Here is a 16,460-nt window from a genome sequence, read left to right on the forward strand (position 1 = left end):
AAATTGTTTATATAAAATATGAAAATCATGAAAAATATAAGTTTCTTACTTGTTACGGTCTTGCTACTAGCGAGCTGTACCGATGATTTTGAACAAACCAATACGGACCCGCTTTCATTTGCCATACCTGGAATTTCTGAAAGTGAACTATTGCAAGGGCAAGCTTTTGCACAAGCTCAGTACACATCATTAATGGGCCAAGATTGGAGGTATCAGATTTCAGAAAATCTATTTGCTGATATTTGGTGTCAATATTTCACAACCACTGCATCAGGCTTTGACTCTGACCGTTATGTACAAGTTGGCGGTTGGTCAGATTTAGCGTGGAACTCTTTTTATCAAGAAGCAGTGCCTCAGATAATCTTAGTAGAAGACATAACCGAGGCCAATGAAAATGCAGTAGGTAATGCAATGATTAAGATATGGAAAGTAAATGCCTTTCATAGAATTACAGACTATTGGGGACCAATACCATACTTAGAAATAGGAAATACAGAGCTTGAAGCTATTCCTTACGATTCTCAAGAAGCTATTTACAGAAGCTTTTTTGTGACATTGGATGAAGCTGTTGCTCAATTAGAATCAAACCTAGACAAATTATCATTTTCTGGTAGTGACCGCACCTACGGCGGGGACCCTGCAAAATGGTTAAAGTTTGCGAATAGTCTTCGTCTTCGTTTAGCTATGAGAGTAAAATATGTTGATCGTGCGTTGGCACAATCAGAAGCGGAAAAAGCAGTAGCGGCTGGAGTTTTTCTATCTAATGGAGATAATGCCTATGTTTCTGTTGATGAAATAAATAGAAACCCACTAGAAACTATTACAGATTGGGGTGAGTTTAGAATGAGTGCTACAATGGAAAGTATATTAGAGGGCTATGAAGACCCCCGTCTGCCTCAATATTTTGCTCCAGCAGTAGATGGTGATAGCGATGGTGATGGAAGCCCTTACGAAGGGTTGTTAAATGGACAAACGAAAGTTTCTCTAGAAACAAGTAAAAATGCGAGTCATTCCGACCTTGCTACTATATATATTGATGAAGCATTAGGAGGAATCAACCCTCCAATAGAAGTGATGACCGCCGCTGAAGTTTTCTTCTTACGCGCTGAGGGTGCTTTAGAAGGCTGGGCTATGGGTGGCACAGCAGAAGATTTGTATGCACAGGGAATAGCAACATCTATGGAGCAAAGAGAAGTTGGTGATGCCATTTCTATTGCTGCATATATTTCAAGTACGAATACACCAATAGCTTATGAAGTGGGTGCGGCAGCAGTTGCAGATATTCCTGTTGCATTTAGTTCCGACCCAGAAACTCAGCTTGAACAAATCATTACTCAAAAATGGTTAGCCCTATACCCTAACGGTTGGGAAGCATGGGCAGAATTAAGAAGAACGGGGTACCCTAAACAGTATGCACGCGCACAATCTGAAAATTCTGATGTAGCGGTTGACGAGATTATGAGAAGAATGGTTTATGTCTCAAGTCAATTCGATACTAATGCAGAATCTGTAGAAGCAGCCATAGCTGGACCTGAACTTAACGGTGCTGATAAAAACAACACTAAACTTTGGTGGGATAAAAAATAATTACACATGAATTTATAAAAAAGCACCAACTTAAATATTGGTGCTTTTTTTTTACTATTTATTTCATACTATCTTAGAAGTCCTCTTCAAACAAAGTAAAACTATGTGTTTCAGAATACTTTTCACTCTTATCTTTTTATTGATTTTTCTTTCGTGTAACGATAGTGATGATAAAAAACTTTTCACAAAAATAGAGTCTTCAAAATCTGGTGTGAAATTTAAAAATATTCTAAAAGAAACAGAACAATTTAACGTCTTGGAATATGGCTACTTATATAATGGCGGAGGTGTATCCGTAGGTGACGTCAATAATGATGGGCTTACAGATATTTATTTTACCGGAAACATGGTAGGTAGCAGACTTTATATTAATCAAGGGAATTTTGAGTTTAAAGAAATAGCTCAAGAAGCTGGTGTTTTTGCAGAAGGGCTTTGGAATACAGGAACCACCATGGCAGATGTAAACGCAGATGGTTTTTTAGATATCTACGTATGCCGATCCGCAGCTCCAGACGCCAATAAAAGAAAAAATCAACTTTTCATAAATAATGGTGACTTAACATTTACGGAGAGTGCATCAAAATACGGCGTCGATAATTCTGGCTACTCTACTCAAGCTTCATTTTTTGATTATGATAAAGACGGGGATTTAGACCTCTATATAATTAACCACTCTACTCAAGAATATGCAGGTTTTGGTCAGATTACTGGCTCGTTAAAGAAAAAAAACAACCCCGCCTACTCAGATAAATTATACCGTAATGATAACGGAAAATTTAAGGATGTTAGTTCTGATGCTGGTCTAGTATCAAATGTTCTAGGCTTTGGATTGGGTTTAGCCGTTTCCGATATTAACAATGACGGTTGGCAGGATATCTATATCTCCAATGACTACAATGAGCAAGATTACCTCTACATCAATAATAAAAACGGTACGTTTTCAGAAAGTCTAGAAAAATATATTGGACATACTTCGTTATTTTCAATGGGCTCGGATATAGCCGATATTAATAATGATGGCTTTATGGATATTATGACCTTAGATATGTTACCAGAAGGTAATTATCGTCAAAAAATGGTTTCAGGCCCTGATAATTACGATAAGTACCAACTCTTGGTTAATTCTGGTTTTTACAACCAAACCATGCGTAATATGCTTCAGCTTAACAACCAAGGAGAATCGTTTTCAGAAATAGGACAGCTTTCTGGAATATCCAATACAGATTGGAGTTGGGCTTCCCTTTTTGCGGATTTAGACAATGATGGTTTTAAAGATGTATTTATAACCAATGGGTATAAGAGAGACTATACTAATATGGACTTTATTAATTATGCCGTCCAAGCAAAATTAGAGGAGAATAAAACCGGAAAGCAAACGGCCATTATGGAACTTTTGCGAAATATCCCAGCTACAATAGAAGAGAACTACACCTATAGAAACAACGGAGATTTAACTTTTTCAAAAGTCAACTCTGAATGGGGCTTAGACACTAAATCTCTTTCAAACGGTGCTGCTTACGCCGATTTGGATAATGATGGTGATTTAGATTTAATAGTCAATAATATTGAGGAAGAAGCTTTCGTATACAGAAATAACAGTGAGAAATTCAATAAAAATAATTTCCTCAGAGTAAAATTAATCGGTAGTGGTAAAAATACCTTTGGTATTGGCTCAAAAATAACCATTGAAAGTAAAAGTCAAATTTTAGCTCAGGAAGCAATTTCCACAAGAGGTTACCAATCCTCCGTTGATCAAACGCTGGTATTTGGTTTAGGGAAAAATGATACAATAGATAAGCTTACTATCGTATGGCCAGATTTTACAGAACAAACTTTATCAAACCTACCAAGCAATCAAACGCTAAATCTAAAACAGTCTGAAGCTCTTTCACCCAAGAATGAAGCTAAAATAGACAGCCTTGGCATTTTAGTTGACGTTAGCAATGATAGTTTAATACGTTTTCAACACAAAGAGAACAACTATATAGATTTTAAAAGCCAACAACTACTACCTCATAAACTTTCTACTCAAGGTCCAAAAATAACAAAAGGTGATATAAACGGTGATGAGTTAGAAGATTTGTTCATTTGTGGCGCTAAAGGACAAAGTGGTCAACTATTTCTACAAAATAAAAAAGGTGAATTTAATAATGGGGCGGTTGCTTTTGAAAGCGATATGGCTTCTGAAGACACCAATGCTCTTTTCTTTGATGCAGACAATGACAATGACCTAGATTTATATGTGGTGAGCGGCGGAAATGCATTTAACCAAGACTCCAAAGAATTACAAGATAGACTCTATCTGAACAATGGCAAAGGTAAATTGAAAAAGTCAACAACCTCCTTGCCTACTATGCTTACAAGTGGTTCCTGTGTTAAAGCCAATGATTTTGACAATGATGGAGATCTAGACCTCTTTGTTGGTGGTAGATTAGTGCCTGGTAACTATCCATCTAGCCCAAGAAGCTACTTGCTTCAAAATGATGGTAAAGGTAATTTTAAAGACATTACTACAACTGTGAACTCTTCTTTAGAACATATAGGCATGGTTTCAGATGCGCTATGGAGTGATTTTTCGGGCGATGGTATTGATGACCTTATCATAGTAGGTGAATTTATGGCCATAAGAGCTTTTGAGAACACAGGCGGAAAGCTGGTTGAAATCAATAATTCTACTCTAAGTAATGCAAAAGGATGGTGGAACAGTATTGAACAGGGCGATTTTGATAATGATGGTGATATAGATTATGTCATTGGAAATTTTGGTCTGAACTCTCAACTAAAAGCTTCCGAAAAAGAACCCGTAAAGTTATACGTAAAGGATTTTGATAATAATGGCTCTATAGACCCTATTCTAACATCTTATATAATGGGTGAAAGTTATCCCGTGTTTTCTAAGGATGATTTAATTGGGCAATTAAGTTTTCTAAAAGGAAAATACTTGAACTACGCAGATTATGCCGACCAAAAAATCACCGATATTTTCTCAAAAGAAGATTTGGTAGATGTGGAAGTTTTGGAGGCTACAACTTTCGCTACCAGCTATCTTGAAAATTTAGGTGATAACATTTTTAAAATTTCGCCACTCCCCGCCTCTGCTCAATTTGCTCCAATTTATGGTATTCTTGTAGAGGACCTTAATAGCGACGGAAACTTAGATGCCATATTAGCTGGCAACTTTTTTGGGACACGGGTAAAGTATGGTAGATATGATGCCAACAAGGGAACTCTCCTCATGGGAAAAGGAAAAGGAATGTTCCAGGTTCTTAATCAAAAAGAAAGCGGACTAAACCTAAATGGAGAAATCAGGGATATTAAGTCCATTCCATTAGCCAACAAAGAAACCTTACTAATTTTTTCTAGAAATAATCAAGTTCCTACAACATATAAAACTCATTTCTAATGTCAAAACATCTTCAATTGGCCCTATTGCTTTTAGCGGTTGGCCTATCTTTTAATTCTCAAGCACAATCCATATCAATAAAAGAAGAAATAGTTTCTATAGATACTTATGATTTCGGAGAACCTAACCCTGTTCCACTATTAGTTAATAATACCAAGATTCACCCGTATTTTAAGTTTGAGGGCTATCAACATAAACCAAAGAAAAAAGAGTGGAAAGTTGTAACCTTAGAAAACGATTATATTAAAGTGATGGTGCTACCCGAAATTGGCGGGAAGATTTGGGGAGCTATTGAAAAAAGCACAGGTGAAGAATTTCTCTATAAAAATGAAGTAATTAAATTCAGGAATATAGCTATGAGGGGTCCGTGGACCTCAGGCGGTTTAGAATTCAATTTTGGGATAATTGGTCATCACCCGTCTACATCAACACCAGTAGATTATGTAACCCGTACCAATACAGATGGTAGCGTTAGTTGTTTTGTTAGCAACGTAGATTTACCATCTAATACAAAATGGACTGTTGAAATTCGTTTAGAAAAAGATAAGGCCTATTTTGAAACCAACGCATCTTGGTACAATGCCTCTCCCCTAACGGAATCTTATTATAATTGGATGACTGGTGCTGCTGAAGCAACAAATGACTTAGAATTTTTTATTCCGGGCAATGCATATGTAGAACATAATGGAAATGCGCATTCTTGGCCAATTGACCAAGAAGGTCGCGACCTAAGTAGTTACAAGAATAATAATTTTGGGCCGGCAAAATCATACCATATTGTTGGTGAGTTTAACGACTTTTTTGGTGGTTATTATCATGATAAGGAGTTTGGTTTTGGCCAATGGTCTCTTTACGAAGAAATGCCTGGGCAAAAATTATGGCTTTGGGCCTTATCCCGCTCTGGTGGTATTTGGGAAGATTTACTTACGGATACAGATGGGCAATATATTGAATATCAAGCCGGAAGACTTTTTGACCAATATGAACCATCAGGAGCTATCAACCCCATAAGTCAGGTAGGTTTTGACCCGTTTGTCATGGACAAGTGGAGCGAAATATGGTTTCCATTTAAAAAAATTGGCGGTATGGTAGATGCATCGCCACATGGAGTCTTGAACGTTGAAATGGTTAATGGAGAAACTATTATTAGCGTAAACGCACTGCAAGATTTAAAATCAGAAATCCATATTAATGTTGGAGGAGAAACTACAACCCAGAAATTGATTTTAAAACCAATGGAAGTGTTCACGAAAACTATTTCTATTGATATCGCACAAGGAATAGAAGTTTCTATAGATGGTACTGAATTATCATACAATACCAACTCTAAGCTAAATGAATTAAAAAGACCTTTTAAATCTGATGAAGATTTAAATATCTCCGAAAGTGAAAAATTGCTTTTTGCAGGAATTGAGGCTTTAGAGTTTCGAGAATTTGAGAAGGCACGAAAATATCTATCCAAATTAATTAACATTGACCCTTCTAATACATCAGCATTAGTGAGATTGGCAGAGTTGGAGTATAGAAGAAGTAATTATGACCTTGCTTTAGAAAAAGCGAACACAGTTCTTAAAATGGATACCTATAACTCCAGTGCAAATTATATGGCAGGTATAGCTTATCGCGCTAAGAATGATACTGTTAATGCTTTGGAATCTTTAGGTTGGGCAGCTCGTGATATTAAATATAGATCAGTAGCGTATGCTCAAATGTCCGAAATTTATCTAGCTGACAAAAACTATGATAGAGCTAAAACCTATGCTAACAAATCTCTAGATTTTAATACTTACAATCTTAACGCCAGAGAGGTTTTACTCTTATTGAGCAAAGCAAATAGTAATCAAGATGAGTTTAAAACCGAGAAGGAACGTATTTTAGCTATGGATCCTTTAAATTATCTAATTGCTATTGAATCCCAATTGTCCAAATTTAGTAATGGTGATTCTAAATTAAACTTTACTATTGAAAATGAGTTTGTAGAAGAGACCTACTTATTCGTAGCGCTACGATACAGAGAGCTAGGTTTTAATCCCGAAGCACTAGCGATACTCTCCTCTGAAAGTATTGAGAGTCCTAAAAACAACCTGTGGATAGCTTATTTACAAAAAGACTCCAACCCTGATCAGAGTAAGAAAATCTTAAGTAAAGTAATCAATCCCAACATTGATTTTGTTCTTCCATATCGCAGAGAAACTATTCCGGTCTTGGAGTGGGCTGTAGAACAAAATGTAAACTGGAAACTGAAGTATTATTTAGCTCAAAATTACATAGCAGTTGGTTTAAAAGACAAGGGAATTTCTATTCTAAAAGAATTACAAAATGAACCAGATTCGGATGTTTTTTATCGATTTAGAGCGAAACTAAATATGGCTAACCCAAATGATTTTCCTTCCAATTCTGCCACTGAAGATTTACAAAAAGCTTTGGACCTAAAACCAAAAGATTGGAAGGTATGGGAAGAAAACATACTAGTTAACCAAGAACTTGGTAATGACAAACTTGCTTACGCTCTTTCAAAAAAAGCATTTAAAAAATTTCCTGAAAACTACAATATAGGTTTAGCACATGCAAAATCCTTATTAAGCCTTGAACATTATGAACAGGTTTCAAGTGTTCTTGAAAACATAGAAGTTCTTCCTTTTGAACATGCAAGTGAAAGTAGAAAAATATATGAAAAAGCGTATATAAGAACAGCTATCCAAGAAATCGAAAAAGAGAATTACTCAAAAGCGCTATCCGTTCTAGAAAAAGCAAAGCAATGGCCAGAAAATATTGGCGTTGGCAAACCGTACGCCCCTGATGAAAGAACAGGTGATTATCTAATTGCTATAGCCCTAAATAAAACTGGCAAATACAAAGAGAGTAAGCAAGTTTTACAATCCATTATAGATTACACAAAAGAGCACTCCGGCAGCAATAGTACCAACCATATATTTGGTTTGTTAGCAGCTAAAAAGATTGGAGAAGACACAAAGCCGATTGAGGAACAATTGAGCGTAACGTTAAATAATGCTAAGACTCAAATAGCCTTGGCTATTTTCAATGAAGATGTAAAAGTTACTGCGGAGCTCAACGAAAAAGTCAAATTACCTGAGCAAGAATTAAAATTCTTAAAATCACTTAAAAATTTATAAATAAAAAAGCCCTGATTTTAAAAATCAGGGCTTTTTTTCTACTGGAAGGGATACTTATTTAGCACTCCACTCTTTAATAGACTCTGTATTCATTTTAATGTAATCATCGTTACCGGCTTCTTTTGCTTTTTCCAAAGACTTTTTAGCAGATTTGATAGCCGCTTTTTTGTCACCAGATTTTGCTTGGATAAGCGATTGCTGACGCAATTGCCAGAAAGCAGGCTCTTCCGTCATAGACATAGCTTTATCCATCCATTCAGATGCTTTTTTAATTTCTTTATCTTCACTTGAAAAGTATACGGCGGCAGCATAATAGTCATCTGCTTTTGGAGAACCAGCTAATACTTTATCAATATCAGCCATAACCTTTGCGTCTGTAGGAACTTCAAAAGGAACAGCCACATAGCTTTTCTCCCACATCATACCCAAGTTGGCCGAACCACTTGTCATATCATCTATAGTAATTGTGAAAGCTTCAATATCTACAGGTAAAGCGTAAACTTCTGCAGTAGCCTTAGCTACCACTTTACTGTCATCCCACTCTTTTGGTGTTCCTCCACCATCAATATCAGTATAAAAGAACACTTCCCAAGAAGTTGCTCCTGGTTTAGTGAAAACAGAATATGTACCTGCTTTTACATCTTGACCGGCAATCTTAACGTCATCACTAAAAGTAACTTTAGTATATCCGTTTGCTCCTGTTCTCCATAATTTACCAAATGGAACAAGCTCACCAAAAATGGCCCTTCCACGCATAGATGGTCTTGAGTAATCTACAGTTACCTCGGTTAAACCTACAGTCTGCTGTAACTTAGAAGCTGGACTAGGTGCTGGTGTGCTTATTTGTGCCTGCATTGTTACAGAAGCAAATACTACACTTGCTAATAGAATAAGTTTTTTCATTTGAATCGATTTATTAGTTTTCACAAAACTAAATATAAAGCATTCCTTATCTGTTAATGAAATCTTAAATAAGACATCTAATTATATAATGACTTTTCTTTAGACAAGGGAGTTTTTCAAATTAATAAATATTGAAGATATTCATCGTTATTCCTTCTTCACAGATATCTTTTGATATAAGTAATGTCTTTATCTAAAAAATAGAATGTAGCTTTAAGAATTGCCACAAATCTGATTAAAGTTATTTTGTTTATCAATAAAGTAAATAACTTCAACAAAATGTTTTTACATTTGTAATATGAAATTATATCAACTGCATTCCAAACAATCCTTTCCTATAAGTGTTGAAAAGGCATGGAACTTTTTGTCCGACCCGAATAACCTAAAAGTAATTACACCCCAGCACATGGGTTTCAAAATACATTCAGGTAATGAACGAGCTATGTTTGCCGGTCAAATTATTCAGTATACTGTTTCTCCATTCCCAGGTTATACTACTAAATGGGTTTCGGAAATAACGCATGTAAAGGAAGGTGAATATTTTGTTGACGAACAACGTTTTGGTCCCTACGCACTTTGGCACCACAAACATTTTATAAAACCTGTTGATGGTGGGGTTGAAATGGAAGATATCATTGATTATAAAATTCCGTTTGGCATTCTTGGACAACTTGCCCATCCTATTTTGGTTAAAAAACAATTGAAACAAATTTTTTCCTTCAGGGAACAAAAGCTTATCGAGCTTTTTGGCAGTTTAGAGAACAGCACAAAAGAGCTTCATTTTAATTCTTTCTAGATATTTTCAATATGAAAAAAAATATACTTTTAATTGGTGGTTCTTACGGAATTGGACTTGAATTAGTCAAACAACTTTCTGAAGATTATTCGGTTTATGTGGCCTCAAGAACGTCCGAAGGATTGGAAGGAACCAGTGCAACTCACATTACTTTTGATGCAAATACAGACTCTTTAGATATTACTGCGCTACCCAATGAGATTCATGGTTTTGCCTATTGCCCGGGCTCAATTAATTTAAAGCCTTTCAAAATGATGTCTTTAGACACTTTTGAATCAGATATGCAACTCAATTTTTTCAACATGGTTAAGATTGTAAAAGATACTCTACCTTTAATGACTGCAGGCGGTGCTATTGTACTTTTTAGTACGGTTGCCGTTGGTTCAGGTATGCCTTATCACACTAGTGTTGCTGCTGCCAAAGGAGCTGTTGAGGGCTTCGCAAAGGCATTGGCTGCAGAATATGCTCCCAATATTAGAGTAAATGTAATTGCGCCTTCACTGGTAAATACGCCATTGGCCAAACGCCTATTGAGTAATGACAAGAAAATAGAAATGATGTCACAAAGACACCCTTTAAAGCGGATTGGCGAAGTGGAAGATATTGCGAATACAGCAGCATTTCTACTCTGCGAAAAAAGCTCATGGATTACCGGTCAAGTTATTGGTGTAGATGGCGGAATGTCAACTTTAAATTTAAGCTAGTTTATGTCAGATAAAATATCGGTTTTTTGGTTCAGAAGAGATTTACGTTTAGATGATAACGTTGGCTTTCTTGAAGCTCTTAAGAGTTCTCATAAAGTCTTACCTATTTTCATTTTTGATACTGAAATTCTTGAAAACCTCCCCAAAGATGATACCCGTGTAACGTTCATTTTTGAAAACTTGCAAAAAATGCGAGATACGCTTCAAGATGAAAACCAAAGTTCAATTGGTATCTATCATGGTAAAACAACAACCATATTTAAAAATCTTATAGAGGAATATAATATTGATGCCGTTTATACGAATCACGATTATGAACCTTATGCCAAAGAGCGAGACGAAGAAATTAAAAACCTACTAGAAAAAAATGAAGTCTCTTTTCTCACATTTAAAGATCAGGTCATTTTTGAAAAAGATGACATTCTCAAGGCCGATGGTACTCCGTACATTGTGTACACCCCGTTTAAAAATAAATGGAAAGAGCATTTTAATCCAGAGGAACAATTAAACATACATTATACAAGTCAATATAGAGATAACCTAATCCAGAATTCTAGGTTACCTAACCTGTCATTGTCCGAAATGGGTTTTGAAACATCTTCCCTTAAAGTTCCGGACTATACCGTAACTCCCACTTTAATAGACAACTACGAGGATACAAGAAATTACCCTGCAATTAAAAATGGCACATCATTATTAGGACCACATTTACGGTTTGGTACTGTTTCTGTTCGTAAAATGATGAAAAAGGCCATTGCCGAAAAAAATGAAGTCTTTTGGAGCGAACTCATCTGGCGTGAATTTTTTATGCAGATTCTTTGGCATTTTCCAAGGACGGTAAACGAAGCATTCAAGAAAAAATACGACCGTATTAATTGGAGAAACAACGAGAAAGAATTTGAAAAATGGAAAAATGGTGATACTGGTTATATGCTGGTAGACGCAGGAATGCGCGAACTCAACGAAACAGGGCATATGCACAACCGCGTGCGAATGTTAGTTGCTAGTTTTCTGTGCAAGCACTTACTTATAGACTGGCGCTGGGGCGAAGCTTATTTTGCCGAGAAGTTACTGGATTATGAAATGAGTAGTAATGTAGGTAACTGGCAATGGGCTGCCGGTAGTGGTGTTGATGCCGCTCCGTACTTCCGTATTTTCAACCCAATGACCCAAGTAGATAAATTTGATAAAGACAAAAAGTATATTTCAAAATGGGTTCCCGAGCATGCTACTGACAAATATGTCAGTAAAATGGTAGACCATAAAGAGGCTCGAGAACGATGTTTATCTACTTACAAAGAAGCATTAAGCTAAACTTAGAACCTAGCGAGAAAGTTGTCGATCTAATTGGCGTTGCTCAGATATACGATACTTAAGAACATTTACATAACGTAGGGCTTCATCATTATTATAATCCGTATACGATTTTGAGGCCCATTCCATTGCCTTTTCAAGATCGCCGTTAATTTCATTTATAATAGCCATATTGTAACAGGCTCTTCCGGCTACTTTGCCGTCTGGGTTATTTACTTCTTTTTCCCATAATGCTGCAGCACCGTCCCAATCACCTGTTTGTGCACGTCTTTTTGCGATTACAAAATTATCTGAGCCTTTAACAAAGTAATCTCTAGATATTCGTTTATTTAGAGGGCGCACATCATAACCGTAAGAGTTACCTACGTTGCTGCTACGTTGCAAAACGGCTTCTTTTCTGCCTATTACCGCCTCAACAGCTTTCATTGGGTTGATACCTGATCCAATAGATGTAACATGATTATTATTTATATATTCATCAAGTACCAGTTTACTTTGTGGGTCATACACTCTCCACCCGTTTTTAATTGCCGTGTTAAGGGTAACTTTGTGGCCTGGTAATGCAGCTTTAATACCTAAATCATTTGGTATATTAACCGTTGTAAGCTTGTAGTCTACTTGCGTATCTGTATCATAAAACTCTAACGAGAACAATACGTCTACATTATTAGCATCGCAAATCTCTTGAACTGCCTGCCAATTTAAAGCCGCAGGAAAAATACCCAATCCTTTTCTTTGAATATCAGTATCGTTAATTATCGTGATTGTTTCAAAACGATTATTACGTGTGAGTTCATCAAATAGTCCGGTTACAGCAGATTCTGCTCCTTCTTTGTCCAAATTGAGTCCCTCTAATGAAAGAATCTTATCTATTTTATCTACTACCTTATTTTCTTCGGATGGAATACTTCTGTTGATTAAACCAATGCGAACTGCATTAGACGGTAGACTAATCCTAGCTGGCTCAGTCACACCCATTGTTAATTTGTTAGTTGATACACAACTGGATAAAAGAAGTAATATAGCACCTGCGGAAAGGAATCGGTTAAGATTTTTCATAGGACAAAAGTTAAATCGTTATACTTTTCAAAATTTTTCAAAAAGCTAAGTAGGTTCGATATAAACTAAAACTGACCCTAATTATTGCCTTTAGCTCAGCTATGGTCAATAAACTCGACCAACTACATAATATAAGATGCCGTCCATAAAAAATATAACTCAGTAATACTTCTACTCTATTCTTTTATACCCATTAAAAAATAAACAGGAGGAAGTAACCAACTCTAACTTTTAAAATGCTTTTGTATCTTACACCTTTAGAATACAGCCTCAACACTGTTTTATTTCAATTCAACAATTAACTCTTTAGTCCAAACCAAATGAAAAAATTATTTCTTGCCTTACTTTTTGTAACCAGCTCCACCCTACTCGTTGAAGCTCAAACTTTCGACTTTAAAATTGACCATTTTGCTTTAGTAGTTGAAGACTCAGATGTAAGTGCAGATTTCTATGCCAACATTCTAAAATTAGAAGAAACTCCTCATCCGGATTTAAAACCTGGTTTTCGTTGGTTCGTGGTGAGCGGAAATTCTCAAATACATCTTATAGAAAAGGAGTTTGCTCCTTTTGAGAAGAATAAATCAATGCATTTGTGTCTTTCTACACAAGATTTAGATGGTATGATCGCCCATCTTGAAGAAAACAACATTCCTTATTGGGATTGGCCAGGTAAAGAAAATGCTGTCACCCTTCGCACTGATGGTGTACGACAAATATACCTTCAAGACCCAGATAAGTATTGGATTGAGATTAATACCGCAAAACATTAGAAAACAAAAAAGAGGCCAATTGGCCTCTTTTTTTATTATGATAATAATTTGTTATTCAATCAATAAAATACCCTTCTGCCAAAATAGCTTTTCCAGCTTCTGGATGACGTTTAATGTACGCAGCTACAAACGGACATAAAGGTGCCATTTTCATACCACTATCTGCTATAAACTGGAACACTTTAGAAACTAAAGCACTACCAACTCCTTGTCCTTCTAAAGAAGTAGGAACTTCAGTATGCGTTAAATAGATGATATCCTTTTTAGAAATCATATAATCCATAAAGGCAATTTGGCCGTCAATTTCTATCTCAAACCTACCTTTGTCACCTTTCTTATTTACAAGCGGTATATTGGTATAATCTCTTCTAGCCACAAGAAAATTGCTAAGCGTTAATTATTTTAAACTCTAGTAATTTTTGCTCCAATAGCTTGCAAACGTGTTTCAATATCTTCATACCCACGATCTATCTGCTCAATATTATGAATAGTAGAAGTACCTTTTGCAGATAGCGCTGCTATTAATAAAGAAACTCCCGCTCTAATATCTGGCGATACCATAGTAGTAGCCTTTAAGGTTGATTTAAAATCATGGCCTATTACTGTTGCACGGTGCGGATCACAAAGAATAATCTTTGCACCCATATCTATAAGCTTATCTACAAAGAACAAACGACTTTCAAACATCTTCTGATGAATAAGCACCTCTCCTTTAGCTTGAGTAGCTACCACAAGAATAATACTTAATAAATCTGGTGTTAAACCTGGCCAAGGAGCATCAGCAATGGTAAGAATAGAACCATCTATAAAGTTCTGTATCTCGTATCCGTTAATGTGCTTTGGAATAAAAATATCGTCTCCTTTTCGCTCTACCGTGATACCCAACTTTCTAAATACAGTTGGTATCTGGCCTAAATCATCCCAACTTACATTTTTGATAGTAAGCTCACTTTTAGTCATAGCAGCAAGTCCAATCCAGCTACCAATTTCAATCATATCTGGAAGCATTCTGTGGTCTGTTCCACCTAAGGACTCAACACCTTCAATTTCTAATAGGTTAGAACCTACACCAGAAATTTTGGCGCCCATACGATTCAACATTTTACACAACTGTTGCAAATAAGGCTCACAAGCAGCATTGTAAATAGTTGTCTTACCTTCGGCCAAAACAGCCGCCATAAGAATATTGGCAGTACCGGTTACGGAAGCTTCATCCAGTAACATATAAGTACCCTTTAGTTTCTTAGCCTCTACACCATAGAAATACTCTTCTTTGTTGTATCTGAACTTAGCTCCTAATTTTATGAATCCTTCAAAGTGTGTATCTAGACGTCTACGTCCAATTTTATCACCGCCTGGCTTAGGAATATATCCTTTGCCAAAACGGGCAAGTAATGGACCTACCAACATTATAGACCCTCTAAGACCACGACCATCTTTTTTAAATTGGTCTGATTGTAGGTAATCTAGGTTGATATCGTCTGCCTTAAAGCTATACGAACCCTTTGCTTTTTTCTGGATTTTTACACCCAAATCTTCAAGCAATGAAATCAGCTTATTGACATCTACGATGTTTGGAATATTGTTAATGGTAACCGTTTCGCTAGTAAGTAGTACGGCACAGAGAATCTGTAAGGCTTCATTTTTAGCGCCTTGTGGCGTAATTTCACCAGAGAGCTGGTGACCGCCTTCAATTATAAAGGTACCCATGTAAGATTGAGGAGTATTAATATCGCTTTTTACCGCGATTGTTATTGTTATTGCTACGTTGGTTATTTTTCTTTCCTGTATTACTGTTCCTAGGAGTTTTAGCTACTCTGTTCTTCAAAAACTGACCACTATCCGTAAGCGTTTCTCCGGTCATATCTATTTGACCATCACTAAGCTCAAGAAGGTGTTTAAAAATAGCTTTATCGTCTACAGTATCTTTGTTCCAATTCAGGTAACATTTTTTCATGTGGTTGGCAATGGCATATTCTAAACCATCACGCATATCTCCCTTTTCCCATTTTACGGCAACATCAATCATTCTTTTAATGTTGTTTCCGTAGAAACGATATTTTGGAAAATTCTGAGGATATTCTAACGAATCTGGACGTTGTCTTAAAACCTCTTTACTGGTAATAGGAAAAGGCGACTCTACATCCAATTTAAAATCGGACATAATAAACAACTGATCCCAAAGTTTATGCTGAAAATCAGGCACATCTCTTAAATGCGGCTGAATATTACCCATAACACTAATGATAGATTGGGCCACTTTATTTCTCTCTTCATCGTCCTCAATGGAAATGGCATGATCTACCATTTTCTGAAAATGACGCCCGTACTCTGGAATGATCAATTTTGACCTTTCCGTGTTATATTCTAGGTTTTCTACTAAATTCAAATTGAAAAGTTTTGCTTAAAAATAAATAAGGAAGTGTTCTTATAACGTCTGCAAATTAAGAAAATTATGGGTCAAATACTATTTATAGGGATATTACCCCTTCAACCTTGCCTACTTCTTGGTATTTCTCGATTACAGCATCGGGATTTTTCATGTCTACTGAGATGGAAACACTAGTATACTTTGCGTTTTTAGATTTCTTCAATTGTATTACGGCACCGGTATTATCAAATATTTCGTGAATACTTTTTATTTTTTCAGGCTCGCTTTTTACTATAAATTTATAGAGGTAATTAGAAGGCCAAGTAGATGTTTCCTCTAACTGTTTGCGTAAGTGTTTGTAGAAATCTTCTGGAGATTGATTTTCCATATATCCGTTTTTTACAAAGATAACGGTAAAC

General features: G+C 36.1%; 13 protein-coding genes. 7 read left to right on the forward strand and 6 right to left on the reverse strand.

The window, feature by feature from the left end; translation table 11 throughout:
* Nucleotides 1-27: 27 nt before the first annotated feature.
* The 3 genes from HW347_RS05855 to HW347_RS05865 all read left to right on the forward strand — a co-directional run bounded on the left by HW347_RS05855 (nucleotide 28) and on the right by HW347_RS05865 (nucleotide 8,124).
* The gene (locus tag HW347_RS05855; RefSeq protein WP_214610988.1) at nucleotides 28-1,587 is read left to right on the forward strand and encodes a SusD/RagB family nutrient-binding outer membrane lipoprotein; all 1,560 of its coding nucleotides are present in this window, start codon (nucleotides 28-30) and stop codon (nucleotides 1,585-1,587) included.
* Between the two features lie 103 nt (nucleotides 1,588-1,690).
* On the forward strand, nucleotides 1,691-4,990 hold the full coding sequence (locus tag HW347_RS05860) for a VCBS repeat-containing protein (RefSeq protein ID WP_214610989.1): 3,300 nt from the start codon (nucleotides 1,691-1,693) through the stop codon (nucleotides 4,988-4,990).
* The gene (locus tag HW347_RS05865) at nucleotides 4,990-8,124 is read left to right on the forward strand and encodes a DUF5107 domain-containing protein (RefSeq protein WP_214610990.1); all 3,135 of its coding nucleotides are present in this window, start codon (nucleotides 4,990-4,992) and stop codon (nucleotides 8,122-8,124) included. Before HW347_RS05860 ends, HW347_RS05865 begins: the two co-directional genes overlap by 1 nt.
* Before the next feature lie 54 nt (nucleotides 8,125-8,178).
* Here the strand turns inward: HW347_RS05865 and HW347_RS05870 are convergent, their stop codons facing one another.
* Nucleotides 8,179-9,027, reverse strand: a complete 849-nt coding sequence (locus HW347_RS05870; protein WP_214610991.1) for a DUF2911 domain-containing protein — start codon at nucleotides 9,025-9,027, stop codon at nucleotides 8,179-8,181.
* A 298-nt stretch (nucleotides 9,028-9,325) separates the two neighbouring features.
* Here HW347_RS05870 and HW347_RS05875 point away from each other — a divergent pair, with 298 nt between their 5' ends.
* The 3 genes from HW347_RS05875 to HW347_RS05885 are packed head-to-tail and all read left to right on the forward strand — an operon-like array spanning nucleotide 9,326 to nucleotide 11,841.
* A complete protein-coding gene (locus HW347_RS05875) occupies nucleotides 9,326-9,823 on the forward strand; it encodes an SRPBCC family protein (RefSeq protein ID WP_214610992.1) in 498 nt (165 codons plus the stop codon).
* 11 nt (nucleotides 9,824-9,834) lie between these two features.
* Nucleotides 9,835-10,527: an SDR family NAD(P)-dependent oxidoreductase gene (locus tag HW347_RS05880; RefSeq protein ID WP_214610993.1), complete on the forward strand. Its 693-nt coding sequence runs from the start codon at nucleotides 9,835-9,837 to the stop codon at nucleotides 10,525-10,527.
* Between the two features lie 3 nt (nucleotides 10,528-10,530).
* The gene (locus HW347_RS05885) at nucleotides 10,531-11,841 is read left to right on the forward strand and encodes a cryptochrome/photolyase family protein (RefSeq protein WP_214610994.1); all 1,311 of its coding nucleotides are present in this window, start codon (nucleotides 10,531-10,533) and stop codon (nucleotides 11,839-11,841) included.
* 9 nt (nucleotides 11,842-11,850) lie between these two features.
* Here the strand turns inward: HW347_RS05885 and HW347_RS05890 are convergent, their stop codons facing one another.
* On the reverse strand, nucleotides 11,851-12,900 hold the full coding sequence (locus tag HW347_RS05890) for a DUF6340 family protein (protein ID WP_214610995.1): 1,050 nt from the start codon (nucleotides 12,898-12,900) through the stop codon (nucleotides 11,851-11,853).
* Nucleotides 12,901-13,220: 320 nt separating this feature from the next.
* On the opposite strand from HW347_RS05890, the gene HW347_RS05895 reads away from it, so the two are divergent.
* Nucleotides 13,221-13,670: a VOC family protein gene (locus HW347_RS05895; RefSeq protein ID WP_155596105.1), complete on the forward strand. Its 450-nt coding sequence runs from the start codon at nucleotides 13,221-13,223 to the stop codon at nucleotides 13,668-13,670.
* Between the two features lie 55 nt (nucleotides 13,671-13,725).
* Here HW347_RS05895 and HW347_RS05900 read toward each other — a convergent pair whose 3' ends face one another.
* The 4 genes from HW347_RS05900 to HW347_RS05915 all read right to left on the reverse strand — a co-directional run bounded on the left by HW347_RS05900 (nucleotide 13,726) and on the right by HW347_RS05915 (nucleotide 16,429).
* Nucleotides 13,726-14,046: a GNAT family N-acetyltransferase gene (locus HW347_RS05900; RefSeq protein WP_317195304.1), complete on the reverse strand. Its 321-nt coding sequence runs from the start codon at nucleotides 14,044-14,046 to the stop codon at nucleotides 13,726-13,728.
* Nucleotides 14,047-14,072: 26 nt separating this feature from the next.
* The gene (gene murA / locus HW347_RS05905) at nucleotides 14,073-15,380 is read right to left on the reverse strand and encodes a UDP-N-acetylglucosamine 1-carboxyvinyltransferase (protein ID WP_214610996.1); all 1,308 of its coding nucleotides are present in this window, start codon (nucleotides 15,378-15,380) and stop codon (nucleotides 14,073-14,075) included.
* Between the two features lie 16 nt (nucleotides 15,381-15,396).
* Nucleotides 15,397-16,059, reverse strand: coding sequence for a DUF4290 domain-containing protein (locus tag HW347_RS05910; RefSeq protein WP_214610997.1), 663 nt, complete (start codon nucleotides 16,057-16,059; stop codon nucleotides 15,397-15,399).
* An 82-nt stretch (nucleotides 16,060-16,141) separates the two neighbouring features.
* The gene (locus HW347_RS05915) at nucleotides 16,142-16,429 is read right to left on the reverse strand and encodes a DUF493 family protein (RefSeq protein WP_214610998.1); all 288 of its coding nucleotides are present in this window, start codon (nucleotides 16,427-16,429) and stop codon (nucleotides 16,142-16,144) included.
* Nucleotides 16,430-16,460: the final 31 nt, after the last annotated feature.

The organism is Zobellia barbeyronii (assembly GCF_018603515.1).
Lineage (GTDB): Bacteria > Bacteroidota > Bacteroidia > Flavobacteriales > Flavobacteriaceae > Zobellia > Zobellia barbeyronii.